The organism is Leptospira yasudae (assembly GCF_003545925.1).
GTDB lineage: Bacteria > Spirochaetota > Leptospiria > Leptospirales > Leptospiraceae > Leptospira > Leptospira yasudae.
This window is the reverse complement of the sequence record NZ_QHCU01000003.1, coordinates 192804-218756: the sequence shown is the minus strand read 5'-3', so window position 1 is coordinate 218756 and position 25953 is coordinate 192804. Positions and strand designations below refer to the sequence as shown.

At 46.9% G+C, this 25953-nt stretch carries 24 protein-coding genes and 1 riboswitch; of the genes, 11 read left to right on the top strand and 13 right to left on the bottom strand.

Features of this window, described 5'->3' with window-relative positions; translation table 11 throughout:
• Positions 1–21: 21 nt before the first annotated feature.
• From DLM76_RS09745 to DLM76_RS09730, 4 genes are all read right to left on the bottom strand, one after another.
• The gene (locus DLM76_RS09745) at positions 22–678 is read right to left on the bottom strand and encodes an ankyrin repeat domain-containing protein (RefSeq protein ID WP_118965087.1); all 657 of its coding nucleotides are present in this window, start codon (positions 676–678) and stop codon (positions 22–24) included.
• Positions 679–739: 61 nt separating this feature from the next.
• Positions 740–1903: a YncE family protein gene (locus tag DLM76_RS09740; protein ID WP_118965086.1), complete on the bottom strand. Its 1164-nt coding sequence runs from the start codon at positions 1901–1903 to the stop codon at positions 740–742.
• Position 1904: 1 nt separating this feature from the next.
• Positions 1905–4055, bottom strand: coding sequence for a TonB-dependent receptor plug domain-containing protein (locus DLM76_RS09735; protein WP_118965271.1), 2151 nt, complete (start codon positions 4053–4055; stop codon positions 1905–1907).
• A gap of 104 nt (positions 4056–4159) precedes the next feature.
• Positions 4160–4336, bottom strand: a riboswitch (cobalamin riboswitch).
• 153 nt (positions 4337–4489) lie between these two features.
• Positions 4490–5536, bottom strand: a complete 1047-nt coding sequence (locus DLM76_RS09730) for a CapA family protein (protein ID WP_118965085.1) — start codon at positions 5534–5536, stop codon at positions 4490–4492.
• 87 nt (positions 5537–5623) lie between these two features.
• Here DLM76_RS09730 and DLM76_RS09725 point away from each other — a divergent pair, with 87 nt between their 5' ends.
• The 4 genes from DLM76_RS09725 to DLM76_RS09710 all read left to right on the top strand — a co-directional run bounded on the left by DLM76_RS09725 (position 5624) and on the right by DLM76_RS09710 (position 9675).
• On the top strand, positions 5624–6490 hold the full coding sequence (locus DLM76_RS09725; protein ID WP_118965084.1) for a class I SAM-dependent methyltransferase: 867 nt from the start codon (positions 5624–5626) through the stop codon (positions 6488–6490).
• A gap of 170 nt (positions 6491–6660) precedes the next feature.
• Entirely contained in the window at positions 6661–8049 is a 1389-nt protein-coding gene (locus DLM76_RS09720) for a sensor histidine kinase (protein ID WP_118965083.1), read from the top strand.
• Positions 8042–8491: a response regulator gene (locus DLM76_RS09715; RefSeq protein ID WP_118955658.1), complete on the top strand. Its 450-nt coding sequence runs from the start codon at positions 8042–8044 to the stop codon at positions 8489–8491. The genes DLM76_RS09720 and DLM76_RS09715 overlap by 8 nt, the downstream gene beginning before the upstream one ends.
• A complete protein-coding gene (locus DLM76_RS09710) occupies positions 8491–9675 on the top strand; it encodes a hybrid sensor histidine kinase/response regulator (protein WP_118965082.1) in 1185 nt (394 codons plus the stop codon). Before DLM76_RS09715 ends, DLM76_RS09710 begins: the two co-directional genes overlap by 1 nt.
• Before the next feature lie 94 nt (positions 9676–9769).
• On the opposite strand, the gene DLM76_RS09705 is transcribed toward DLM76_RS09710, so the two are convergent.
• The 4 genes from DLM76_RS09705 to DLM76_RS09690 form a co-directional block, all read right to left on the bottom strand.
• Complete coding sequence (locus DLM76_RS09705; protein WP_118965081.1) at positions 9770–10231, bottom strand: hypothetical protein; 462 nt, start codon at positions 10229–10231, stop codon at positions 9770–9772.
• A gap of 119 nt (positions 10232–10350) precedes the next feature.
• Complete coding sequence (locus tag DLM76_RS09700; RefSeq protein ID WP_118965080.1) at positions 10351–11889, bottom strand: sodium:solute symporter family transporter; 1539 nt, start codon at positions 11887–11889, stop codon at positions 10351–10353.
• Between the two features lie 2 nt (positions 11890–11891).
• Entirely contained in the window at positions 11892–12194 is a 303-nt protein-coding gene (locus tag DLM76_RS09695; RefSeq protein ID WP_118955526.1) for a DUF485 domain-containing protein, read from the bottom strand.
• Positions 12195–12328: 134 nt separating this feature from the next.
• A complete protein-coding gene (locus DLM76_RS09690) occupies positions 12329–13507 on the bottom strand; it encodes a lipase/acyltransferase domain-containing protein (RefSeq protein WP_158586380.1) in 1179 nt (392 codons plus the stop codon).
• A gap of 114 nt (positions 13508–13621) precedes the next feature.
• Between DLM76_RS09690 and DLM76_RS09685 the strand changes: the two genes are divergently transcribed.
• Positions 13622–15478, top strand: coding sequence for an esterase/lipase family protein (locus DLM76_RS09685; RefSeq protein WP_118965078.1), 1857 nt, complete (start codon positions 13622–13624; stop codon positions 15476–15478).
• Between the two features lie 4 nt (positions 15479–15482).
• On the opposite strand, the gene DLM76_RS09680 is transcribed toward DLM76_RS09685, so the two are convergent.
• Together DLM76_RS09680 and DLM76_RS09675 are read right to left on the bottom strand one after the other, a co-directional pair.
• Positions 15483–16184 carry a lysophospholipid acyltransferase family protein gene (locus DLM76_RS09680; protein ID WP_118955529.1) on the bottom strand — a complete coding sequence of 234 codons (702 nt, stop codon included), beginning with the start codon at positions 16182–16184 and terminating at the stop codon, positions 15483–15485.
• Positions 16185–16248: 64 nt separating this feature from the next.
• Entirely contained in the window at positions 16249–16668 is a 420-nt protein-coding gene (locus tag DLM76_RS09675) for a hypothetical protein (protein ID WP_118965077.1), read from the bottom strand.
• A gap of 174 nt (positions 16669–16842) precedes the next feature.
• Here DLM76_RS09675 and DLM76_RS09670 point away from each other — a divergent pair, with 174 nt between their 5' ends.
• From DLM76_RS09670 to DLM76_RS09660, 3 genes are all read left to right on the top strand, one after another.
• Positions 16843–17709, top strand: a complete 867-nt coding sequence (locus tag DLM76_RS09670; RefSeq protein WP_118955530.1) for a bile acid:sodium symporter family protein — start codon at positions 16843–16845, stop codon at positions 17707–17709.
• Between the two features lie 147 nt (positions 17710–17856).
• Positions 17857–18399 carry a hypothetical protein gene (locus DLM76_RS09665; RefSeq protein ID WP_241548216.1) on the top strand — a complete coding sequence of 181 codons (543 nt, stop codon included), beginning with the start codon at positions 17857–17859 and terminating at the stop codon, positions 18397–18399.
• 11 nt (positions 18400–18410) lie between these two features.
• Positions 18411–19445, top strand: coding sequence for a DMT family transporter (locus DLM76_RS09660; RefSeq protein WP_118965075.1), 1035 nt, complete (start codon positions 18411–18413; stop codon positions 19443–19445).
• A gap of 91 nt (positions 19446–19536) precedes the next feature.
• Here the strand turns inward: DLM76_RS09660 and DLM76_RS09655 are convergent, their stop codons facing one another.
• From DLM76_RS09655 to DLM76_RS09645, 3 genes are all read right to left on the bottom strand, one after another.
• A complete protein-coding gene (locus DLM76_RS09655) occupies positions 19537–20946 on the bottom strand; it encodes an Lcl C-terminal domain-containing protein (protein WP_158586044.1) in 1410 nt (469 codons plus the stop codon).
• Positions 20947–21231: 285 nt separating this feature from the next.
• The gene (locus tag DLM76_RS09650; protein ID WP_118965270.1) at positions 21232–22617 is read right to left on the bottom strand and encodes an Lcl C-terminal domain-containing protein; all 1386 of its coding nucleotides are present in this window, start codon (positions 22615–22617) and stop codon (positions 21232–21234) included.
• 303 nt (positions 22618–22920) lie between these two features.
• Positions 22921–24642: a SpoIIE family protein phosphatase gene (locus DLM76_RS09645; RefSeq protein ID WP_118965269.1), complete on the bottom strand. Its 1722-nt coding sequence runs from the start codon at positions 24640–24642 to the stop codon at positions 22921–22923.
• Between the two features lie 192 nt (positions 24643–24834).
• Between DLM76_RS09645 and DLM76_RS21710 the strand changes: the two genes are divergently transcribed.
• The 3 genes from DLM76_RS21710 (at position 24835) to DLM76_RS09635 (ending at position 25948) form a co-directional block, all read left to right on the top strand.
• Entirely contained in the window at positions 24835–24975 is a 141-nt protein-coding gene (locus DLM76_RS21710; RefSeq protein ID WP_167450751.1) for a hypothetical protein, read from the top strand.
• 25 nt (positions 24976–25000) lie between these two features.
• Positions 25001–25273, top strand: a complete 273-nt coding sequence (locus DLM76_RS09640; protein ID WP_118955534.1) for a DUF736 family protein — start codon at positions 25001–25003, stop codon at positions 25271–25273.
• A gap of 72 nt (positions 25274–25345) precedes the next feature.
• Complete coding sequence (locus DLM76_RS09635) at positions 25346–25948, top strand: LemA family protein (protein ID WP_118955535.1); 603 nt, start codon at positions 25346–25348, stop codon at positions 25946–25948.
• Positions 25949–25953 lie beyond the last annotated feature (5 nt).

Here is a 25953-nt window from a genome sequence, read left to right as displayed (position 1 = left end):
GGCGATCGGATCGCAGATTTATCAGACTTCCAAAAGCTTCGCTTCCGCGGAGTTTCCTCTTTCTAAAGCGATCGCTTGCGGAGTTTGATCTTCCGAACTTCGTTTGGATTTGTCCGCACCTTTTTTTAAAAGAAGCTGAATGATTTCGAGGCTCCCCGGACGGCTCGCTGCTACGTGTAACGGAGTGATGCTGCCCGGATTTTGAAGCGCGTTCGCATCGGCTCCTTTTTCCAGAAGAAGTTCGACGATCGCTTTTTTTCCGGTTGCGACCGCGGAATGAAGCGCCGTGTTTCCGAAGGACAATTTACTTTTAGAGGTGAGGCCCAGATCGGCGCCGGAGGAAATTAGAAATTTTGCAACTTCCAGATGACCGAAGTAAGCCGCGAGATGAAGCGCGGACCAACCGTCCTTGGAAAACGAATTGATCGAATCTGCAGAACTCGAAACGATCTTTTTGACTTCCTCCAAATCGCCGAGCGCCGCGGCTTCGAACAGATTCCGCTCCGGATGAATCTCGTAAATCTCTTTAGAAATATCTAATTTTCCATAATAGAGTGAAAATAATACAGGAGTGATTCCTTCTTCCGTTACACTTTGGAACAGACTCGGATCTCTTTTTAAAAGACCGATAACCTTCGCCTTGAGTCCGCTCGCGATTGCCTGAAAGATTTCCTGCATAACACACCGTCGCTTTTTTGTGAGAGGATTAAATCCCGTTTTCGGAAAAAATTCAAGAGAATTATTTCAATTCGATAATATCGTACGGCTGCAGATCGACCGAGATCGGATTCGGGGTCAAGAGTGCGTTTCCTCGTTCCGTGTCGAACATCGTCACGCCCGGTTTCTGAAACTGGGTATTCCCCACGTATAAAATCTTATCGGATGCGAGAAGAATGCTCGAAAGACTCGCATCGTAGCTCGACGGAATGGTGAGAAGCGTGGCAAGTTTTTCCCCCGTGGCCGGATTAAATACCTGAAGCGTTTTCGTAAAACCCGAATCCAGCACGGAAGCGTATCCGATCGAATCCGATTTCACCTGAACGGTAAGGATGTCGCCGCCCGCGACGGCTTCGGAATAAAGCAAACGGGAAACGAAACTCCGCGTCGACAAACGAAACGCGCTCACGCCGCCGTCGATCTGACTCAAGAAACCCATTCTCCCCGGAGTCGCGATCACAAGATGAGGTTCTCCGAAAAGATCTACGAGCTGCGGTTTATTGGCGGGATTGGAACTGGGAAACGTATAAACGCCCAGGACCGAATCCGTCGCGATGCTGATCTCGACCAAAAGAGAAGTCGTGTTCGGCGGAAAATAACCGGAAGGATCGTTGCGATCCAATCTTTGAATGCAGACAAAGAGAGAATCGCCCACGATTTTCATTCCGTTCATTTCGGGAATCCCGTCGGGAGCGCCTCCTGTGGAAAACGTTTCCGCGTAACCTCCGAGATCGATCGAACCCGTGACGGTCAAATACGTCGGGTCGACGATCAAAAGACGATTGGAACCGTAAAGGCTCACGTATGCTTTGGAAGCGCTCGCAAATTCCATGTCGACCGGATTGACTTTCAAACCGAGGGAAAGCTCCGCGATCGTCGCAAAACCGTAGTTAGGTTCCAAAACCTGAATGCTGTCCCGGTTGAGTCGGTTTAAAACGAAAACTCTTCCGATTCCAAAACGAGCCACGGCGTCCGAATGAATCGGAGTCAAACCGGGATATGAGTACAACAAAGAGGGATTTACGACCTTAAAACGCCCACCCCCTCCGAAATCGGTCGTAACGACTCCGATATTGCCGGGAGAATTCAGCGTCAAAAGAAGACTCAAAAAAGAAGGCCTTTCAATATCCCTGCAAAACACATTCAAAAAAAAGAATACAATTAAAATCTTAAGTTTTGAATTCATCTCAAAACCTCATACTCAGAGTCGCATACCAGCTTCTCCCCGGAAGAGGATAACCGATCAGATCCGAGATTCTTTTGTCCGTAAAATTCTTCACCTCGAAGGTGAGAAGGAATTCCTTTGCGGGAGCCGATTCCTTTACGTTTCCGAGAGAATCCTTTACGGGTTCTCCGGGCTCCGAAAATAAAACCCATGTGAAAAAATAATTCCAGATTTGTCTCGCGGGAATGTAGTTCACGTATTCGTTCGTTCTATCCCGAAACACCGCTCCTATATACAACAATTCGATCCCCGTTTCCAATTTCTTACCCTTCCAAGAGAACGTGCTGGAAAATTCGTGTCTCGGTCTCAAAGGAAGAATCTTTCCGTGCAGATACGGGGACGAAGAAGCGTTGACCGCATCCTGATACGTATAATTGAACAGGAACTTAAAACCGTATTTCCAATCCTCTCGATGGGAGAATTCGACGCCTCGAATTCTCGCGGAGTCCACGTTTTCGGGACGAAGGGTAAACTGAGAATTGGGAAGAAACAGGATCATATCCTTGATGTCTTTGGAAAAATACGAAACGCTCGATTTCGTTTTTAAGAAAGAATGATCGGTTTTGAATACGAAACCGGCGTCTCCGTTTCCGCTTTGTTCCGGTTTCAGATTCGGATTTGCGATGACGGTTCCTTGTTCGCCGAACATTTCCAAAAAGGAAGGAATTCTATATTGTTTGGAAACGTTCGCCTGAAACTGAACGTCCCAATTCTCCCGTTCGAACAACTTCCAAACAAAACCGAATTTAGGATTCGTGAATCCCGTCTTTTTTTGATCGCTTGCGAGAGGATTCTCCCTTCGATACCAAGGTTCTTCCGATGGAAAGCGGTCTTTGTATTGATCCCAAGTCACGGAGGGAATCAACAAAACCTTCGCTTCAAAAAGTCGGATCTCGTCCTCCAATCGAAAGGAAGAATACGTTCTTTCCTTCAACGGTTCGACGCGGCCGACGATGTTGGAAGGAGTCAGACGTTCCCGGTCGAAGGTTTCCTTTTCCAAAGAAGCGAAACCGCGTATGATCTGATAATAATCGGTAAGATACAGGGTCGGCATCACTTGAACGCCCATCTGACGGATCTCCGCTCTTGAGTTCGGCACTCCTTTGGAAAACTCGGAAGCGGGATCGAACAAATCGTCCTTGGCCGCGGTATAAAAGCTTCTCGTTTCCAATCGAAACGAATCGATCAGCAATCCTTTCGTATCCGTCGCGAACGAACCCGTATATCGATCGTATTTCCGATGGACCTGATTGGTCTGATTCGAGCCTGGTCCGGGTAAACCGTGAATTCTATGATTGAAGTCGTTTAATAATTTCAGTTCCGTTTTGCCGATCCGGTATTTGAGGGTTCCGAAAAGAGCGGCCCGTTCGAACGAAGCGTTCCTTCTTCTGTCAACGGTATCGTCTAACGTGTTTAAAACGACCGTACCGTGATCGTTTTTAAAGGAGAAGTTCTGATCCGATTTTTCGCCGAGCGCCAAAAAACTCGCTCCGACACCGTTGTAAGTTCCCGTGTGAGATACGCTCGCCTTTCCCGTGTTAAACGAACCTCCCCCGATGTTGATTCGAGTGCGCGGTTTGCCCGTATCCTTTCTCGTAACGAGGTTGACCGAACCTCCGATCGCCGAACCCGAAAATCCGATCGGGTTTCCCGAGCGATAGACCTCCACGCTTTCCAAACTGTCAAAGGGCAAATCCGCGAGATTGACTTCTCCGCCTTGGGAATTATTGATCGGAATTCCGTCCAAATAAATCCGGGATTGGTTCGGATTGGTTCCTCGGATCGAAAGAGTGGAATACGAACCCAACCCCCCGAACGAACGAACGCGCAGACCGGCCTCGCGTTCCAAAACCTCGGGCAAAGAAGTATAACGCGCCGAGGTTTCGTCTAGTTTGATCGCGGATTGAAATCCGCTCGGGTTGGACCTGAAATTTTGGGAACCGGAATCGGGAATCTTTCCGACCACTTGAACGGTTTCGGCTTTTTGAACGGAATCCGTTTTTGGCGCGGAGGGAGAATTCGAATTCTGTTGAGAATAAACGTTCGAAACGCCGAAAAATAAAAACAGGATTATAGAATATTCTAAAATTCGAATGTAATTATTCTGTCCCATTTTTCGCCCGGGAATGAAGGGAAAGAAAAACCGGAAAATCCGAGCGGGGTTTCGAGTAAACGAAAGCCTATTTTTCAAACCCGACCTTAACTCCCGAAAGTCCCATCAGTTTGTTCGGCTTGTTAGGTCTTCTGGCTTTCGCCGATTTCGCATCCTTCCCGCGTCATAACGCAGTGGTTTTATTGCAAAATCTCTAAAGGCGATTACAGCTGCGGGTTCAGCTCCGGATTTAAACCGGATTCCCTTCCTCTTGGAGGATGAACAAGCTTCCGTTCCAAGATTTCCGGGCTATACTCCGCGAGCAAGAGAATTCTAAACGAAGAATCCGAGAACGCAAAAGTTTGCGTTTTCGGATAAACTTCGAAAGAAAAAACGGGACTTTTTGAAAAGGCATTGCCGATCAAAAAACGGCCCGATCGGCATTCGAAAAAGCTTCAAGCCCCCGGAAGAATCGTTCCGTCTTCGGAAATCTTCGGCCCCTTGCCGGGGAAATCTTCCTTGGTGAGCTTTTTCATCAGATCGATGGTTTTCTTTTCGGGATCGTATTCCGGAATCGAAGCGGAGTCCAACTGCAACGGAATGATCTTTCCTTTTACGAACTTGCCTTGAGCGTCCACTTCCGCTTCCAACACGAGAGAATAACCAACGATTCCTCTGGACGACAAAGCGCGGTATCCCATAAAGTTTCCGAGAGAATACGCGATCAGTCTTCCTTTATACAACTCCATCGCGCGCACTAAGTGAGGACCGTGACCGATCACGAGATCCGCGCCCGCGTCGATGAGAGAATGACTGAACTCGACTAAGTTTCCTCTGTATTCTCCGTAAAAACGTTCCATCTGATTTTTAACGTGAAGAGCCGGACCGCCCTCCGCGCCTCCGTGAAAGGAGATGAACACGAGCTGCGCTTTTTTCTTCGCTTCTTTGACGAGTTCCACTCCCTCTTCGATTTCGTTTACGTTGTTATGCGACTTCAAATGGGAGAATCCGATCCACGCGATGGAGACGTTTTTCACGTTCATATACGTGATCATTCCCTTCTTACCCGTATAACGGATTCCCGCGTCGGAAAGATTTTTCTGAGTGTCGTCGAAACCCTGCTGGTGAAAATCCAAGGAATGATTATTAGCAATGCTTAAAATATCAAAACCCACGTCCTTCAAAACCTTCGCGTAGGAAGGAGGCGTTCTGAAGGCGAAGATCATTCTTCTCGAAGTGTCCTTGGACGTGTTCGGATAGTTGGTCAACGTGCTTTCGAAATTTCCGAAAAGAATGTCCGCGCCTTTCAGATAATTCTCCACTTTGCCGAATAAGAACGATCTCGGATCTTGGATATTCAACGGCTCTGGAAAATTCGTACCGGGAACCATGTCTCCCACGGCTTTGATTTTGATCGTCGTGTTCGCCTGTGGATCGGCGGAAAGAACGGATGAAAAAAGAAATAAAACGGATACGACGGAAAGAAATACGGACTGTTTCATGTCCTTTCATCAGTTTCAAGACGAAGATCCTCGTAAAGCAGAATTTCTATCAAAGGAATCGCGCTTCTTCCCGATACGATATATAGAATGGAACGCATCCCCTGCAATACCTGCGGCTCTTTCGAGTTCAAACCGTTATTCTCCAAATCCAATCATAAGAACGAACTCTTTCACATCGTACAGTGCAAACGTTGCGCTCTCGTTCAAGTAAGCCCTCAGCCTTCTCCCGAAGAAGTCGCGTCCTACTATTCGGAAGAATATTTTTTAAAACGAAGCGACCGAGGATATGATAACTATTTTTCGGACGGAATCCGAAGCGAGATCTCGCGCGTATTCGGACTCAATCTGAAGGACTTGGACTTCGAGTCCTGGGAAGAATCCTTGTCCGAACCGAAACGTTCTCTCGACGTCGGCTGCGCGGCCGGTTATTTCGTGGATTACATGCAGCAAAGAGGATGGGATTCGCACGGGATGGACATCGCCGAAGCTCCGGTAAAATTCGCACGCGAGAAGCTGAAACTCAAAGTGGAGCGGATGGATTTTTTAGAATGGAAGCCGTCTAACGCGGAACGATTCGACTTAATCACCCTTTGGGCGTCGATCGAACATCTCCACAAACCGAAAGAAACATTAGAAAAGATTCATACACATTTGAAACCGGGAGGAAGAATCATACTTTCCACGTGTCGATGGGGACTTCTCGCCAAACTTCAAGGACCTTCCTGGAGATACTTAAACGTTCCGGAACATCTCTACTATTATTCTCTTCCGGGAATCGTTCGACTCTGCGAATCGATCGGTTTTCAAAAGAAAAAACACGTCACGTACGGAAGCGGATTGACCGCAAAAAAAGACGCGTCCGTATTTTATAAGACCTTAAAGTGGATTGCGGACCCGGGCGTGAAATTTTTCGATCAAGGGGATATGATGGCCCTTTGTTTCGAAAAACGTTAACGGTCGTTCGAGAAACCGGCCGGGACATAAAAAAGGTTCGTTTCCCGGATTTTTTTCGTCGATTACTTCAGAAAATTCTAAAATACCATCTCGCAAAGACAAGACAAGAAATAAATTTCTTGCGGCAAATTCGCCGGTAAATACAATAATTTCTTCGATTGAGGTTCGCTTTGAAGAATACGATTGAAAAGAACGTCGTCCTTGGATTGATCGTCGTCGTATTTTTAAACACGGTCATCGCCGGTGCGACTTTTTACGGACTCAGACAATCCGAAAACCTGAAGAAGTGGGAAACGCATACGCAAGAAGTCATCATTCATCTGGAGGAAACCCTTTCCTCTTTCAGCGAACTTCACTCCGCGATCCGCGGTTATATTCTTTTTAAGGACCGATCCCTTTTTGAAAACTTTTACAAAAATAAAACCACAATCTATGAAAATCTCGAACAAGTTCGAAACTTTACCGCGGACAATCCCGTACAACAAAAACAGATCGCCGTTATACGTTCGTTAGTCGATCAAAAACTCGCTTATTTGGAGGAACAAGTAATCCAAAGGGAAATGCGCAGCCTAGCGAGTTACAGCATTCCGTTCCGTTCTCCGCAAGGAATTCCTCTTACCGAAAAGATTAGAAACCTTTTGTACGAAATGAAAGCGGAGGAATTCCGTCTGTTGGCGATCCGTCAAAAGGACTCCGAACGAAATCTCGCGATCTCGACCACGTTGGTGTTCTTAGGAATCGCCTTGAATCTTTCCTTTATCGTAGTTCAGAATCTGCTGATCTATAAGGAAAGCAAGCGCCGCAAAACCGCGGAGAGCGTTGCGGAACGATCCAACGAGGATCTAAAAAAATATTCCAAACAACTCGAACGTTCGAACAAGGACCTCGAGGCGTTTTCGTATTCCGTTTCCCACGACCTTCGGGCTCCAATCCGAGGAATATCAGGATTTTCTAAAATTCTAATGGAAGATCATGGAAACGAACTCGACAATGAAGGCAGAAGAATTCTAAACATCATCTCCCAAAATTCGGAGAATATGGGTCAACTCATCGACGATCTTCTGGAATATTCCAGACTAGGAAGAAAAGAGATCACGTTTTCCGTTGTGAATATGAAGATGATGGCAAAAAAGGTTCTCGAAGAAGTGTCGAATTATTATCCCGATATCAGGATGAATACCGTGGTGGGCGATCTTCCACAGGCAAGGGCGGATTCCGGTCTCCTGAAACAGCTTCTTTTCAATCTCGTTTCCAATTCCTTCAAGTATTCCAAAAAGAAGGAACAACCGAAAATCGAAATCGGTTCCTATCAAAACGGCGGCGAAACGGTTTTCTTCGTCAAGGACAACGGGGCCGGATTCGATATGAAATACGGACACAAGCTTTTCAATATGTTTCAAAGATTGCATCATTCGGATCAGTTCGAAGGTACCGGCGTAGGTTTGGCGATCGTCAAAAGGGCGGTCGAAAAACACGAAGGAAGGGTTTGGGGAGAAGGCAAATTGAACGAAGGCGCCTGTTTTTATTTTACGTTAGGAGTTCATGAAAATCATGAATAATCTTCAGGACAATCTGATTTCGATTCTTTACGCCGAAGACAATCCGCAGGATTCCGAACTCACTCTAAGAAGTTTAAAAAAACATAATCTAACCAATCAGGTAAAACTGGTCCGCGACGGAGAAGAGGCGTTGGAATATCTTTACGCGACGGGACGTTACGAAAATCGGGATAAAAATCAACTCCCTTCCCTCATTCTTTTGGATTTAAAGATGCCGAAGGTGGACGGCATAGAGGTTTTGCGTAAAGTAAGAAGCGAAGAACGCACCAAAATGATTCCAGTGGTCATCCTCACGTCTTCTGCGGAAGAAAAAGACATCGTGGAAAGTTACAGACTCGGTGTGAACAGCTACGTGGTCAAACCTTTGGAGTTCGGCAAATTCAGCGACGTCGCAAGCGAAATCGGATTTTATTGGATTCTAATGAACAAAAGCGTATCCTAATGATTCAAAAAAAAGTTTATATCATCTGCATCGAGGACAATCCGAACGATCTGGCCCTGATGATCCGGCAGATCAGCTCGAGCGGTCTGGATTTTTCCTATAAACAAATTCAAACCAAGGAAGAATTGATTCAGGAATTAAAGACCAGCGAACCGGATCTGATTCTATCCGATTTTTCCTTACCTTCCTTCGACGGAATGGAAGCCTTATATGCGGTTAAAAAATATCATCCGAACGTTCCCTTCCTTTTCGTTTCAGGTTGGCTGGGAGAAGACGCGGCGATCGAAGCGCTCAAACAGGGAGCGACGGATTATATTTCCAAAAACAAGATCACCAAACTGATGCTCGCCGTCGAACGTGCGCTCAAGGAATCCGAAGAAAGACAACTTCTCGAAAAAGCCGAAAAGGAAAACGAAACTCTCAAGTCTCAGCTGATCCAAGCGCAAAAACTCGAAGTCATCAGCCTTCTCGCGACCGGTGTCGCGCACGAGATCAGCAATCCGTTGACGATCATGATCAACTACGCGCAGCTGATTCTCGCGCAAAGCAAGGACGATTCGATTCTCAAATACGCGAGCAATATTTTGGACGAAGGCGAGCGGATCTCAAAGATCACGAAGGATCTTTTACGATTGGCAAGGCAGGAAAAGAACGTTTTTTCCCAAGTGAATTTTCAGGAAATCATTCAAAAGACAGTGACTCTTTGCGAGCAATTGTTTAAAAAAGATATGATTCGTATCGAACTCGATATGCATTCTTCCATCTCGGAAATACAATGCGTCCCTCAACAGATCCAGCAAGTCGTATTAAATCTTTTGAACAATGCGAGAGACGCGCTCAATCTGAAATATCCGAAATTCGATTCGAATAAGGTGATTCTAATTCGTGCGAACCCGTTCGACAAAGAAGGAAGATCCTGGATTCAATTGAGCATAGAGGACCACGGCGTCGGAATTCCTCCCGAAGAAGCGATGAAGATCTTCAGCCCGTTTTTTACGACCAAAAAGGTCGATCAAGGAACCGGATTGGGTCTTTCCGTCAGCATCGGAATCATCAAGGATCACGGCGGAGAACTCTATTACGAAAGTATAGAAAACGAATATACTCGTTTCTTTATAGACCTTCCGATCAATCCCGAAAGACGCAACGGGTCCGGCGGCAGCGTGCAAAAGAACTTCGCTTGAGAATTTTCCGTCGTTGAACGATCCTTCTTTCGTAAACTGCGGGGCGATTCCGACACGAAAAACATCTTCTCTTTGAAAGACAACTCGTACGCCGTTATCCTTTTTCTTTGACGATGACGTAATGGCCGCGAGCGCGCTTCTTTGTGGGAAAGATAAAGTGAAGATATGCGTCCTCACTTCCGTTGAAGTAACGAATGGAGAGCCCATCGTAACCTTCCGGAAGTTCTTTCGACGAATTTAGATCGAAAACTTCCAAGGGTAATCTCGCTCCCGGTTTACATTCCGAATCGGGAGATGCGGAAGTGAATTCTATCATGCAGCTTCCGATCATCGTATGTCCCGTTTCACAATCGATCGGCAGACACTTTGAAGTAATCGTCCCATCATACCAGCGATAACGGATTTGGAGATCAAAATTTTCGTACAGAACAAGTTCTTGAAAGGGAGAACCGGCGGGAAGTTTTGTCGGAACCGCAATAAAACAGGAAGATAAAGCGAATGCAACAAATACCGTATAGAGCATTCCGAACAAGAATATTCTTGAAATCTTATTCATGCACTTTCGCTCCACCGATTTTTCCACGCCCATTGATCTCAAAGTCAAAACCGTATCAGAATTAAATTCACCTAACAAAGTTTAGGTGCAATGATTGCGATTGAAAACCGAGCCAATCCCTACTCCGCTCCGATTCCAAGATACGTTCTTATTTTCTCCGATTCGTACAATTTCTGTGCCGTTTCCTCCGGGAAGAATTTGGAGAACACATACGCGCTGAAAAACGAAAGAGTCATCGATACGACGGCAGGATTTTTCAACGGGAAGATCGCTTTTTCAAAACCGAACACGTCCACCCAAATCGTCGGACTGAGTATGATTAAAAGAACTGCGGAAACGGAACCGGTTAAGATCGAGACCACTCCGCCGACCGTGCTGAAATTTTTCCAAACGATGGACAAGAAGAGCGCCGGGAAGTTTCCGCTGGCGGCCACCGCAAACGCAAGTCCGACTAAAAACGCGACGTTCTGATCCTTGAACAGGATTCCGAAAAGAATACTCAAAATTCCGAATGCGATCGTGGCCTTTTTTGCTAAACCGACTTCCTCTCCTTCCGTCGCCTTTCCTCCCTTTACGACGTTCACATAGATATCGTGGGAAATCGTTGAAGCCGCCGCCAAGGTCAATCCTGCGACCACCGCAAGAATCGTAGCAAACGCAACCGCCGCGATAAATCCCATCAACAGAGTTCCGCCTAAAAGTTCGGCCAACAACGCGGCGGCCATGTTTCCACCCTTATCGATGTTTGCGATCGGTTCCCTTCCGATCAGCACGGCCGCGGAAAATCCTACGATCGGAATGATCAGATAAAAATAACCGATAAACGTAGTCGCGTAGGCCACGGACTTACGGGCTTCCTTCGCGTCGGGTACGGTATAAAAGCGCATTAGAATATGAGGAAGTCCTAATAAACCGAGCATCAACGCAAGTCCCAAAGAAATCGCGTCGATCGGATTGGCGACCAATCCGCCGGGCTCCAAGGAACTTTTGCCGAATTTCTGATCCACCGCTCCGTATAAATTTTCCAAACTGAATCCGAAATGCGACAAGGATAAGACCGTAAGCAAGGTTACGCCGAACAAAAGCAGACAAGCCTTGATGATCTGAACCCAAGTCGTCGCAATCATCCCTCCGAACAAAACGTAAAGAAGCATAACGACTCCGACGGTGATCACCGCGATTTCATACGGAAGACCGAACATCAGATTGATGAGTTTGCCGGAACCCACGATCTGCGCGATCGAATACGTCAACGTAACGAGAATTCCTCCGATCGCGGCGGCGATGCGGATCGGTTTTTGTTTGAGTCGATACGCGACCACGTCCGCAAACGTGAACTTTCCCAAGTTACGCAGAGGTTCCGCGACGAGAAACAACAACGCGGGCCAGCCTACGAGCCAACCCACCGCGTATAACATTCCGTCATAACCTTTTAATGCAACCATGCCCGAAATTCCGAGAAAGGAAGCCGCGGACATAAAATCTCCGGATAAGGCCAATCCGTTTTGAAAACCGGTGATGCTTCTTCCCGCAGCGTAAAATTCGCTCGAGGTTTTGGTTTTTTTCGCGGCCCAGTATGTTACGCCTAACGTGAACGCGACGAACAAAAAGAAGAATAGAATGGATAAAAAGTTCGGTTGTCCTAATTGCGATTCCATTTTCAATCCTCGAGTTTCTTTTTTAAGGAATTAACGCTGCGATCATAGGATCGATTCGCCCAAAAGACGTAGATCAAGGTCAAGAACCAGGAGAATAAAATGACGAGAGCGCTCCCGAGAATTCCCACGTTGGAAAACGTTCCCACTTTACGGGTCAACAATTCGGGGTAAAACGCAACGATAAGAATATATCCGTAATACGATGCGAATAGGAGCGCAAGCAGACCGAAGCTTACGATCCAACGCGTTGAAACAAGCTTTTTAAATTCGGGTTCGTCGACGAGTTTGTGTGCCGTGATTTTCATTTTCCTTTTTCCTATGCACGTAAAACGAAAGAGTTTCCAAAGAACGGGCTTTGCACGCTTATCCCGCGAAACGGAAATATAAAAACGCCGCCAAGTTCCTCAAGGAGAATTTATTTTCGAATGGAAAATATAGTTCATTCCTTCAAGAACGCAGCGATTCTTTCCCAAACCTTAGGGTCGTTTAGAAGATCCGAATGTTCCGCTTCCGTGATAAAACTTTGATAAGCGACCTCATCGGGAGGAATCGAACTCTCGAACGTAACCCTTCCGTCTCCCGGCGCGCGGATCGAATTCTTAAAATCCCACATCCAATGATCCGGAATCTTTTCGGGTAAAAGGGTGCGCATCGTCATTCGATTCTTAGCATGAATCACAAGAGCGGGAGGAAGTTTGTTTCCTTTTCGGATTTCGAGAGAATTCCGAAACGCAAGAGCCAAATCCAATCTGGATTGAAACTCCTTCAACGATGGAGGAGGTTCGCAATGCGCTTCGTGAGAATACGGGCCCAATTCGTATTTTTCCCAATCGGAAGCATTAAAAAAACGGAATGGAATCGTTTTGCGATCCGCGTCCTGGATGGCGTCCTTGAGGTCGAAACTTCCTTCTCTCGGAAAAAACGTATAAACCGAAATGAAACTCGAAACGACACAAGCGCTCGTGATCTCGGGATTCAATCCGGTGGGAACTCCCGAGATCAAGTCTTCCATAAATCCGATCCCTCCTCGAAACGGGACTCCCGCAAAAACCGCCTTCGAAACGAGATCCGGTCTTCGATGGATCACGGAAAGGGAAAGATTTCCGCCGTTGCTATGACCGACTAACACGGGTAATACGCCATTCTCCCTTTGAACGGTTTCCAAAAACGTTTCTAACTTTAGGGAATTCTCCCCGTTATCCTTGCGCCAATCGTACGGGAACACATACAACTTTACCGTTCCTAACGAGGAGATAAACCGTAACCACGGCTCGTAGACTTTCGCTTCGATCAAGGAAGGAATCAAAGTCACCGAGGTCAAAATTCCTCCCGCTTCGATTCGATCGTTCTTTTTGAGAGTCAGATCGGGAACGGTAAGATTGAGAGCCTGCCAAGGACTGAGCCACAAACGGTCCCAAGAACCGTCCTCGTTTTTTTGAAAGAGTTCCGAACCCTTATACCCGGGAACGAACACGATCGGAATCGGAGTTCCCGCGACGACGGAATGACTTCCAGGTTCTTTCTGCCATAACCCCGGACCGAACCCGGTTCCCTTCGAGACGGAACAAGAAGAAATCAAAAAAGAAAAGACGATCAAAACGCTTGGAAAGAATTTCACGGAAGCAAGAATCGTTGCGGGAAGAAACTTTGTCTATGGTAAAAACGTTCCGATTTTCTTTTTAGCTTGTCAGCGCTTCGGATTCTGGTATTGGTGAGATCAAGGTTCCGCTTGATGAAATTCGTTTTTTGGACGACGCTTCTATCGCTTTCTTTATTGCGTTGTGCCACGTATTCTACTTCCGTTTATTCCCAGTTCGAACAGGAAAAACTCGTCAACAGCAGCAGCGTTTCCTCGAACAAACTCAGTCTCCTTACGACTCGGTATTTAAAGAGCAACGATCTCTTCGAAAAGTTCGAACGCGATCCGTTAGTCGTCATCTACGATTTGGACAATCTTCTTCTCGCACACAAGTCGAGAGAACTCTCCTACTTCCTTTCCGAACTCTGTTATCTCACCGGAAACGAAATGGATATGGAGGATCCTCAGTTCGCGAAGATGTATGCGTCGGCTTTGGTTTACGCATATACGTATTTATTCGATAAGAAAGCGAGTCCCGCTCCCGATCCGTTTTCGGCGGAGTTTCGATTCGCGCTTCTTACGTACAACCGGTCGCTCGCACAGTTGGTGCGTTATGCGAAGAAGAACCGCAAACTCGCAAGCATCACCGACTTAAACCTTCCTTTGATTCGGGGAACCCTGGAGATGATCGGTGCGGAAACCGAATCCGCTTGGAGTCCGCAGAATTTTCTGCAGGTAGAAGTCGCCTACGACTATCGCGTCAAAGGTTTTTCCAATCACATCAGCAAATACGGAATCGGAACTCCTCTGATTCTCAATCGAAAATTTCCGCAAGACGGATCACAGACGGAGCGAACCAAATACGAATTCATCGCCGGAGTCGGACAAGCGTATCCCGCAACCGCGTTCATTAGTTTAGAAGAATCTTATTTAGGAAATCGTGATTTAATGAACCTTAAAGCGAAGATTCACGTCTACGATCCAGTGTTTCGAGACCGCATTCAGTTGGACGGGATGGATCTTCCTTTGGAAAGCGATACGACGACTCCGCTCGCCTACATGCTGACGATCGCGCAACAACGAGACGATCTGCTTTCGGTTTTTGACGGAGAAACGGCGATCACCCGAAAAGGTTTGTATCTCGTTTATCCCTATCACAAGAAAAAAATTCCGGTCGTATTTCTGCACGGACTCGCTTCTTCTCCGTTCATTTGGTTTCCGATGATCAACGAACTTCTGTCCGATCCCGCCATCAAGGAGAAGTATCAATTCTGCGTTTATTGGTATCCGACCGCGATGCCCATGGTCTTTTCCGCCGCAGACTTTAGAGAAACATTATATGATTTACGGAAGACATACGATCCTAAAAACGAAAATAAGAATTTCGATCGAGCCGTTCTGATCGGTCACAGCATGGGCGGACTCGTTGCCAAACTCGCAGTCACCGAAAGCAGCGTGGAAGAATGGATGGCGGCGGCCGAAATCCCGCGCAGCGTTTTCGATTCCTTGAACGAAGAATCCCGCAAGGAAATCAAAAAGGTTCTGGAGTTCAAACCGGTTCCTTTCGTCAAAAGAGCCGTGTTCATCGCGACTCCGCACCGAGGCTCCAATCTCGCGGAAGGAATTTTCGGAACCATCGCTCGGTTCGTCTTTCGGTTGCCGAAGGAAGTCTTAAAGAAAATCGAATACGGGTTTGCGTTCTTAAACGCGACCCACAAAAAGGGAGAATTGGTCGCAGGCGTTTACGGAGTAGACGGACTCGCTCCGAAAAGTCTGTTTATGAAAGTGACCGGAAATTTTAAACCCCAGGTGAAATTTCATTCCATCATCGGAAATTCCAAACTCGCGGATCTGGATTGGATCAGCGACTCCGTGGTTCCGTATGAAAGTTCTCATCTGGATCATCCGGAATCGGAAATGCTGATCGAATCCGAACATTCCGTCCAGAACCACTTGCCCACGTTCCTCGAAGTCAAGCGGATCCTAAAGGAACACGCGAAAGAAAATTAGAATATTATTGATTTCTTAATTCTTCCGCTTTGTCGATCGCCCGTTGACGGTTTTCCATCATCGCTTTTTCCACGCCTATACGCGCTTCCTCGAAACCTTTTTCGTCGAGTTTTTTCGGAATGAGAATCGGTTCGCCGTAGGAAACGACGAACGTCGTAAACGGTTTCGGAATTCTATGTTTGTCCCAAGCTTTTTCCGCGATCCACTGACGCGTACATTCGTAGTGCATCGGAATGATCGGAATTTGGGAAACCTGAGCGCAAGCGATCAAACCGGGCTGCACCACAAAAGCCGGACCTCTCGGACCGTCGGGCGTGATCGCCGCGGGAAGATTTTTTTTAAGATGAACGAATAAGGCCTTGAGAGCTTTGGAACCGCCCTTGGAAGAACTTCCTCGAATGCTGTAATTACCGAAACGATGTACGACTTCGTTGATAAAGTCTCCGTCCTTGGATTCGGAAATCAAAACGGCCGCACCTGCGTTCTTATTGAGATACGGAGAATAAAGAACGTTCGTATGCCAGATGGAAAGAATGTAAGGTTTTTTTTCCTTTCGGATTTTAGCGAGACTTTCGTCTCCGATGTTGACTCGGCGGGAAGTAAGACCGATCAATCTTTGCAGATTGACGACGAGAAACGGAATCAACCAAATTAAAAACTTTCTTTTGAACGATTGTTTTCCGTTCAAGTTAGAATTTTCTGCCATGCAACACGAGAATTTTCGGAATTCGGAAATTCATCACCTCTTTTTTGAACCGACGGAACGGCCGTTACGGCGGAAATTCGGAGGATTTATAAAGACTTGAGAATTCTTTTCCTCTCGGAAACAAAAGAAGCATCGCAACGAAGAATATTCCCATTCCGATCCAGTGAATCGAATCGGAAGTCACGAAATAAAACACCCCGTTGATCGTATAACCCGCTTCCGCAAACATCGCGGAAAGAATTTTAGACTGAGAATACGAAACGAATTTTTCCTTCGGTCCCAAATCATCCTGAATCATCTTCTTTTTGGCGAAGAAGAGAGGAACATACCAGGCGACCGGCAACAGAAAAACCGTAACCGCCAAAATGATTACACTCATTTCGCTCGGAAGAGTTCCGTTCGAATTTGCAAGAAACACGAAAAATCCGCCGAACACGACTAAGCCGATTACAAGCGCGGTATAAATGATTTTTAAGTTTCTCATCGTTTTCCCTTTATCATACAACGGAAACCCGGAAATTTATTTCCTTATTTTTCGTTCAAACGTTCGATAAAAAGGAAATTCGAAACGTAAAATTTATAAAATCCGAAAATTCCTCTGGACTGGATATTCGAAATTCAATATAGAGTTCGAAACAAAAAAAATAGGTCGTTCACTATGGAATCCAATTTGCTGACAGACGTATTTCTCCCGATCGCGTTAGGCATTATCATGCTCGGAATGGGGATGACTCTTACGATCGCCGACTTCAAAAGAATTTTCGTCCTTCCCAAGGCCGTGATAACCGGTCTTACGTTGCAGCTTCTGCTTTTACCGATCACCGGCTGGATCATCGCCAGCGTTGCCGGTCTTCCGGGAGAACTCGCCGTGGGTCTGATGCTTCTCGCGATCTGTCCGGGCGGCGCGACTTCGAACCTAATCACGCACTTGGCTAAAGGAGACGTGGCGCTTTCGATCACGTTAACCGCAATCACGAGCTGCATCACCGTTCTTTCCATCCCGTTTCTTCTGAACTTTTCGATGCATCATTTTCTAGGCGCGGGTCAGATGATCGAACTCGATATTCCGAGAACCATTCTCCAGATTTTTTTGATCACCGTTTTACCGGTAACACTCGGGATGATTCTCAACGCGAAAAAACCGGAGTTGTCTCGGAAGTTCGAAAAGACGGTCAAGATTCTTTCCGGAGTCTTTCTCGTGCTGATCATTGCAGGAGCGATCATCCGCGAACGGAACAACATCATTCCGTATTTCATCCAAGTCGGTCCCGCTTCCCTCGCGTTGAACCTGATTACGATGGTGTTGGGATTTATCGGTGCGACGATCATGAGAGTCACTCAATCCCAAAGAACCTCCATCACGATCGAAGTGGGAATTCAAAACGGAACCCTCGGAATCGCGATCGCGAGTTCGATCCTGAAAAGTCCGGCGATGGCCGTACCTTCGGCGATTTACAGTTTGATCATGTTTGCAACCGGAGCGCTCTTTTCTCTTTGGATGCACAGAGTTCCCGATTCTAAATAAGGAATTTTACGACTGAAAAAAGCGTTTCTCATCCTTTTCTGCACGGTTCAGTTTTCCTGTACGACGATCGGTTTTCATCGGGAAGCCGTACGGAAGGAAATCGACTTCGGAAAGGAGGAAACGCTTCGTCTCTGCGTCTGGAAGGACGTGAAGGTTTCCAAGGAAGAATTGATCGAACTGATCGGAGCCTGGAACCAAGAATTAGAATATTATAAAATCCGTGTTTTGTTAAGCGAAGTCCAGGATTGGGAACGTCCCGGCTGGACCGGAATGGCGATCATGGATCGGGTTTTTGCCGCAGCGCTTCCGAGCCGATGCGATCGGCTTCTCGCCGTCGCGGGCGGAAAATTCAGCGATACGGCGTTCGAACTCGTCGGAATCTTTTTGGCGTTTTTGGGAATTCCCAGCTTTCAGGTTTTAGGAGCCGTGGAAACAAAAACCGGAACGAGGGGTTATATTCTCGGTCAGACAAGAACCCTTTCGCATTGGCTGGCGGGAGGTTCAAACGGCACGTTGATCCACGAAGGTTATCATTTACTCGGATGCGGCCACGCATTCTTTCTCAGCGATTGTTACGTTCAAATCCGAAAGATCAAAGAATTAAAACGAAAAAATGCGGAATCGGGAGTTCCATTCTTCCCTTCCGTCGATGAGGACGGAAATATCTTTCTTAAAAGCCCCTGGGAATAAGTCATGGTTTTATGGAAGCCCCGGAACCCAGATGGAAACCTTTTTTAGGAGCCTCGCTCGTGCTTGCCGGAGCGGTTTTCTTTTCCGCAAAAGCGATCTTCGTAAAACTCGTCTATCGATACGAAATCGATTCGATCACCGCTCTCGCTCTTAGAATGTTGTTTGCGATTCCGTTCTTCGCTTGGATTGCGTATCGTTCGGGAAATTCGAAACCTTCCGCCGCCCTTACCAAAAAGGATGTCGCTCTAATTTTTGCGCTCGCGTTCTTAGGATATTATCTCGCGAGTTTGTTCGACTTTATGGGTTTGGAATATATTTCCGCGGGATTGGAAAGACTTACCTTATTCGTCTATCCCACGATCGTCCTCGTGATCAGCTCCTTGCTCTACAAAAGAAAGATCAAGGCCGTGGAAGTGTTCGCGATTCTTCTTACTTATTCGGGAATCGCGATCGCGTTTATCGGAGACATTCAAACCGAAGGCCCCGAAGCGAGCAAAGGAGTTCTGCTCGTATTCGCGTCCGCCGTCGCCTATTCGTTGTATCTCGTAGGAAGCGAATCCTTGATTCCGAAATTAGGTTCGGTCCGTTTTACGTCGTATCTTATGCTTTTGTCCGGTATGATCGTGGTGATTCATTTCTTTACAGTAAAGAATCCTGCGGCGCTCATACAACCCGTACCCGTTTACTTATACGGACTGGCGCTCGGAGTTTTGACGACCGTAATCCCCGCCTACTTTACGACGGAAGGGATTCGGATGATCGGTTCGGGAAGAGCCGCGATCGTCGGCTCGGTCGGCCCGATGTCTACGATCCTGCTTGCATGGATTTTTTTAGGAGAACCCATCACGTCCTCCGGAATGGCCGGAACGGTTTTGGTGTTGGCTGGAGTTCTTTCCATCGGAAAGAAAAAATCGGAAACGACTATAAAAGAATCAGCACCGGCTGCAAATGGAACGGCGGAGGCAAACGGAGCCGCATCGAACCCAAAAAATCAAGGTGAAGAAATTTCCGAAGACGCCGACAACGCCGAAATCACGATAAACTAAACGTAAAAACGCCGGAAGAACGAGAGACGGACCTGGCAAAATAAACCCGATCCGACGAATCAGTACATTCTAATGTTAGAATGTACTAAAATTAAGGTCCGTCTTTGACGCAGCGGATCGCCGCGGTAGTCGCCAAAAAGGAACTTAAAGAAATCGGACCGTAGACGAAATCCATCAGAAACAAATTCTTATTGGAAGGGTCCGGATTTGCACTGCTCGTGAGATACGTCACGTTCACGGGATTATTCTTAAAATACGCGGTATCGATCACTCCGTTTCCTACGGTAAATCCGTATTCGACGATCGAACGAAGCTCGTGAACGTTCGGAAGTCTCCAAGGTTTTCCGTCGCTCGTCGCAATGTTCGCGCAGAATTGCAGACCCGCCTGACGCGCGATGTTGGTTAACGTTCCGCTCGAGCAATTCGTTCCCGATTGTCCGTACGAACACTGAGCCCAACGAAGATTGGAGGTTTTTTCCAAAATCGTTCCGTCTCCCATGTCCACAAATTGTTTCGCGGGAAACGCACCGCTTACGACACAACGCACGGGAAGCGATCCGGTTTCGGAAAGATTGCTCGAAGTTCCCTGCGTAAAATTAAACGTCCATCGACTTGAACCCGGAGTTGCGACCGCGGTCCCGGACCAAAACGTTTGGGAAGAATTCGGAAAGAATGCAACGTCGAGATACGGGCTCGGAGTCGGATTCTCGTAAGTGGAAATCGAATACAATTCTTGAACGGATGGAATTCTCCAGGACTTATAACCCGCGTAACCGTTACCGGCGTTTAACGCGTCGCAGGCGGCAACCGCGCTCGCATACGAATGTTGAGAATTCGTTCCACTGCAGTCGATTGGATTTGTGCCTTCGGGACAATACTTCCAGGCAAGTCCCGCAATCTTATCGTGAACCACGGGCTGGGAAGAATATTCGGGAAACACGGTTTTTACGAACGAAGCCTGTGGTCCGTTTTGAAAATCCGCATCTTGATTCGGATGAACGGTGCCGCCGCAAGGAATCGAATTCAAAGTTCCGTCATAACAAATCTTTTGCCCCGCGTCCGTGATCGGGTTTGTAACGGAAACGGTAACCGTATAATTTTGTTTGGTTCCGTTTCCCGCAATGACGGTATAAGTCACGGGACTTGAAAAGTCGTTCCAACTGACTCCGCTGATCTGAGTCATTTCTCCGACCTTGACCGTTGCGTCGGCGGAAACCGTAAACGTCGGTCTAAGCCGGGCGACAACTCCGTACGGAACCGTTGCGGTAATATTCGTTCCGTTGACGACTGTCGGATAATCTTGAGAAAGAAAATTCTCCGTAGCGGAAAAGGAAAACGAAGAGAATGCGGTTCCCGATCCGAGATTACGGATGATTCCCAAACCGCCTTGCAGTAAAAGTCCGGCGTTTGAAGAAGAATCAAAACTGATCTTGTCCGCTTGCGCGCATGAAATCAAAATCAATACGGAAGAAATCCAGAAGCTACGAGTTAAGGAGCGCATGATGCTTATCTTATATATTAGAAACATCCAAATGATAATCGTTCGAATATTCTTTTATAAGACAAACTAACGTTCAAGGGGGTCAACGCTTTTCGAGGAAAAATTGGAATTCTCTCGTAGAAAAGAGGATTCTGCTCAAAAATTGCTTAAAATCAAAGCAACCTTTGTCATTCGAAACGCTACAGACAATCGAAACATCTTTTCGATGTCCGATGAAAATCTTTGAATGCGATTCCAAAAGCGATCGCAAAAAGAGAGGAAGAGTTACGACTTACGAAAGCAAATTCAGTCCGTAACACACCGAACGTAATTCTGCGTACTGACCGCCGTCGTATCGATCCGCGCATCTCCGAAACGAACACGAAATACATGGATTCCAGGATTGGAATTGCTCGTATGATAAATTCCGGTCGGCGGGGTATTGGGGAACGCGCTTGCGTCGATTTTCGCGCCCGAAGAGGGGGATGTAAAATCCACAAGACTTATCAATTCATGTGCATTCGGAAGCCTCCACGATTTTCCCGCCAGATTCGAAGTTCCGCATGTGATCAAAGCTGAGGTCCAATTATGAATCGTGGCCGTTCCGGACGTGCAGGACGGAGATCCGGACGACCAAGTTTGTCCCACGGAACATTTCTGCCAAACGAGTCCGGTCCGATTGTCTCGAACACTCCCGTCATTCAAGTCGGAATAGGAACGAGCCGGCATAGAGCCTCCGGTAACACAACGCACATAATAACCGGCGTTCGTGTCTTGAGAAAAATTCAAGCCGTTCGTATAATTAAAAACCCAACGCTTGCTCGAATCGGACTGGTCCGTATCGTTAGACCAATATCCCCCGAGCCCGTTCGGAAAATCCGCCGTGTCGATAAACGCCGAGGCTCCCGAAGTCTTAAACGTACTGAGACTGATCAATTCTTCGATGTTAGGCAATCTCCAACCTTGAAGTCCGGCGTAACCGGACCCCGCATTCATAGAATTCAAACCGGTGCAGTAAGAAGAAGCGGTCGGCTGCGTATAATTGTAAATCGTCGAGCAGGATACGTTCGACGATCCGGCCGGACAATTTTTCCAGATCAACCCGGTTTGACGATCAAACGTAACGGGCTGCGGAGAATAGCTGGATAAAACTACATTGGATTGAAAGGACGCGGGAACTCCCGTCGTATAAGCCGCATCCTGACCGGGATCGGCGGCACAAGTGGAATAACAATTCGTTTGTCCCGCGTCCGTTAGACGAAATGTCGGAATTACGTTTACGGTGTAATCGGTAAAACTCCCGTTCTTTGCGGTAACACGATATACAAGGGAAGAACTAAAATCGTTTTCGGTTTGTGCACTCGTTTGCGAAACTCCGTTGACCTGAACCCCCGCTCCCGTGTTTGCAAACGTCGCTTTCAAACGACGAATCGCTCCAAACGGAACGGAAACCGTGATCTGTGTTCCTGAAATTTCTCCGACAAAGTCGGCAGCAAACGAATTTTCGGCCGCGTTGAATCGAAACGAAGTGATTTCTTTGGAATCGGGTGTGGCACCGCTTCGATTTCGAGAAGCTTCTACTCCGCCCTGAAGCAATAATCCGGCGGTCGAAGAAGCGTCGATGCTGATCCGTTCCGCTTCGGAACAAGAAGTAAGAAGAAAAAGTCCGGCGATCAGCCGAGACAAAACCATAAGAACCTGTCCCAAAACCGGGACAGAGCCTTGCAGCTTGTTCTTTCTGATACACGAAAAGAATATTTGGGAACGCGCTGTAGATCGATTCATAAAAAAGTAATTCCCTTTGTTATGAAAATTATAGGTCGATCTTCAAGACTGATCCCACCAGTTTATAAGCTAAATCATTTTATTGCGAAATGAACAATAGAAATCGATTCAATTTCGAAAACGAAGGAGTTCCTACATTCTCCTTTTATTAAAAAGAATCGATCTATAAAAATCGAACTGCGATTTTGAAAGCAAGAACGGATTCTTTGCTTAATAAATATCTAAAATCATTAAGGCAATATCGTCTCCGAAGTTTCCGCCCGAATACGCGAATAGATCCGATACGATCAACTCGATATAATCTTCGATGGATTCCGTATCGAGATATTCTTCCAGGATGGAGATCAAACCGGGAAGATCCAAAAGTTCTCCCTGAGCGTCAAAGATCTCATACATCCCGTCCGAAAAGAATACGACCCGATCCCCGTGTAAAAGATCGATGGATTGATCGTAATACTGCGCTCCTTCAAACGCAAGAAGAGGAAGATTCATTCCGTCGAGTTCGATCCGTTTTCCGTCTCGAAACAAAAGAATCGGAGGATGTCCCGCATACGAATAGACTAAACGTTTCGATTCGGGAACATACTTCACGCGCACCGCGGAGATATGATGATCGACGACGAGAGGTTTGAGGTCTTCCACGATTCGACTTAGGCCCTCGGCGGGGGACAATCCGATTCGGGAAGAATTTTTAAACGAAATCACGACCATTCCCGAAACCATCGCCGAAGAAATCCCGTGACCCGAAACGTCCGCGAATAAGATGTCGATGCTTCCGTCCTCGTTTTCGATCGTGCTGATCACATCCCCGCCCACTTTTTCAAACGGACGAAAGTATGTTTCCATACGGAAGTATTTCGAATCGGGAAACGTTCGATCGACAAGGGACCGCTGCGTAAGTCGTCCGAGTTCGAGATCGTAGTGCATGCGATCGTAGAATGCGTTTAAGGTTCCTTCCTTTTCTTTGCGATCGAAAGCGAGAACGATCAAGTCGCCGATCAAACCGAGAATGGAGATCTCCTCTTCGGTCCAAGTCCGATCTTCCCGCACCATATCGATTCCGAAAAAACCGATCTCCTTTCCTTCATACGTCAACCGGATGACGAGCAACGATCGGATTCCTCTCGGAAGAATCAACTCGCTCAGGAAAGAATTCTCCCGTTCGATTTCTTGAACGGAATTGAACGCGATGTATCCGTCCTTTCGTATCTGTTCGAATCGATCGGCGGGAAGATTTTGCACGGGAATATTCTGGAAGTATTGAAGCTGAGAAGGGATTCCTTCGCGGCACCATTCGTATGTGTTGGAAAGAAATTTATGAGTATTCGAGTATTCTATAATATAAGCGCGGTCCGCGCCGCAGATTCTCCCTGCCTTTTCGATCGAGTTGCGGATCGCGACGTCCAATTCCATCGGAGGAAGCGTGATGAAACTTTTGGAGATTTCGGTGAGATTGCTCTGTAAAAAAAGCGAATACTTGAGTTGATCCTCGGATCGTTTCAAAGGAGTGATATCCCTCTGCGATCCCCAAATCTGAACGAGTTTTCCGTCCTTAACCACGCCGACTACGCTGTTCAGAAAGTATTTCCAGTTTCCGAACCGATCGGATTCCTTGGATTCAAAATCCTTCATATTGTATGAAGCGCGGATAAACGCGTAATACGGCTCCAGATCTTCGGGAGAATCGGACGGTACGAGCTGCGAAAGTGTTCGGCCGATCACTTCGGAAGGACCGGAATAACCGTACATTCTCGCCATGGAATCGTTGCAGATCGTCAGTCTAGCGTGTGTTAGGAGATGAGTTAGCTGTTTCGTTTCGTTTTGTTTCGTATCGAGAGGCTGATCGAGATCGAAACACCAGATTCCTTCGGCGCTGCTCAGGAAAAATTCCCGATACCGCTCCAATTCTAAAGAATCCGATTTTATCCGCATAACGTAGTCACCGAAAATCCGCCCTTTATTCTTTCCGTCGGCGATAAAGGTCAAAGGTTTTATCGAAGAAATCCGAGAAATCCGTTCTCCGTTTCGAAAAAAAATTCGAAAAAAACCTCCGAACACATCTCGTAGTTCGGCTTTTTGTCCGGGGGAAATCGTATTCTGAATCTCAGATCGGAGGCAACACCAATGCAAACCACAATGAATCAAGAATGGATGGATGAAAGAATCGAAGCGATCGCGGAAATTCTCGCGGACAAACTTATCGAAGAAATCCGCAAAAGAGCGCTCGAAAAAGAAGCAATTCGCAAAGCAAGGGAAGCGGCTTAAAACGACCGCACAAGGAGAATCGAATATGGCGGAATACGCACTCAAAGAAAAGAAAGGAAGTCTCTTTAGTAATGCAACCAAGGAAAAGGAAACACAACCCGATTACACGGGCAAGGTGCTTCTCGAAGGGAAAACCTATCGCCTGGCGGGTTGGATTCGAAAATCGGCCACCGGAAAGAATTATCTTTCTTTAAGCCTTTCCGAACCGAATCCTGAAAAAAAATCCGAAGGAAATTCTCCCGTCGGCGAAACGGACGGGAACGACTTTACGGACATAGAAGAAGATTTTCCGTTTTGAAGAATGAAAATTCGATTTACGATCGGGGTCTAATCGTAAAAGAATTACACCTCTACAGGAGAAAGAAATTTCTTGAAAACGAAGATTCGAACCAGGTTGTTTTTGGCGATTACGCTCACACTCGCGGTCTTGGGTTCCACCAACTGCGGTTATAACGCGATCCAGGAAGAAGACGAGGCCGTCACTGCGTCTTGGGCCGAGGTTTTGAACCAATATCAAAGAAGAGCCGATTTGATTCCGAACTTGGTCAACACCGTGAAAGGATACGCGGCTCAGGAAGAAAAAGTGTTAACCGAAGTGACCCGAGCCAGAGCCGGAGTCGGTTCGATTCAAGCGGACGAGAAGACTCTGAACAATCCGGAACTTTTCAAAAAATACGCGCAGGCGCAGGCGCAGATGACTTCCGCGCTTTCCCGTTTGCTCGTCGTCGCGGAAAATTATCCGCAATTGAAATCCAACGAAAACTTTCGGGACTTGCAGGCGCAGCTCGAAGGAACGGAAAATAGAATCACCGTGGCGCGCAACCGATACATCCAAGCGGTGCAAAAATACAATATCACAATCCGAAAATTTCCGAGCAATCTCACCGCAAAACTTTTCGGATTCGACGTAAAACCTTCGTTTACGGTCGAAAACGAAAAGGAAATCTCCAAACCGCCCGAAGTTAAATTTTAAGAATT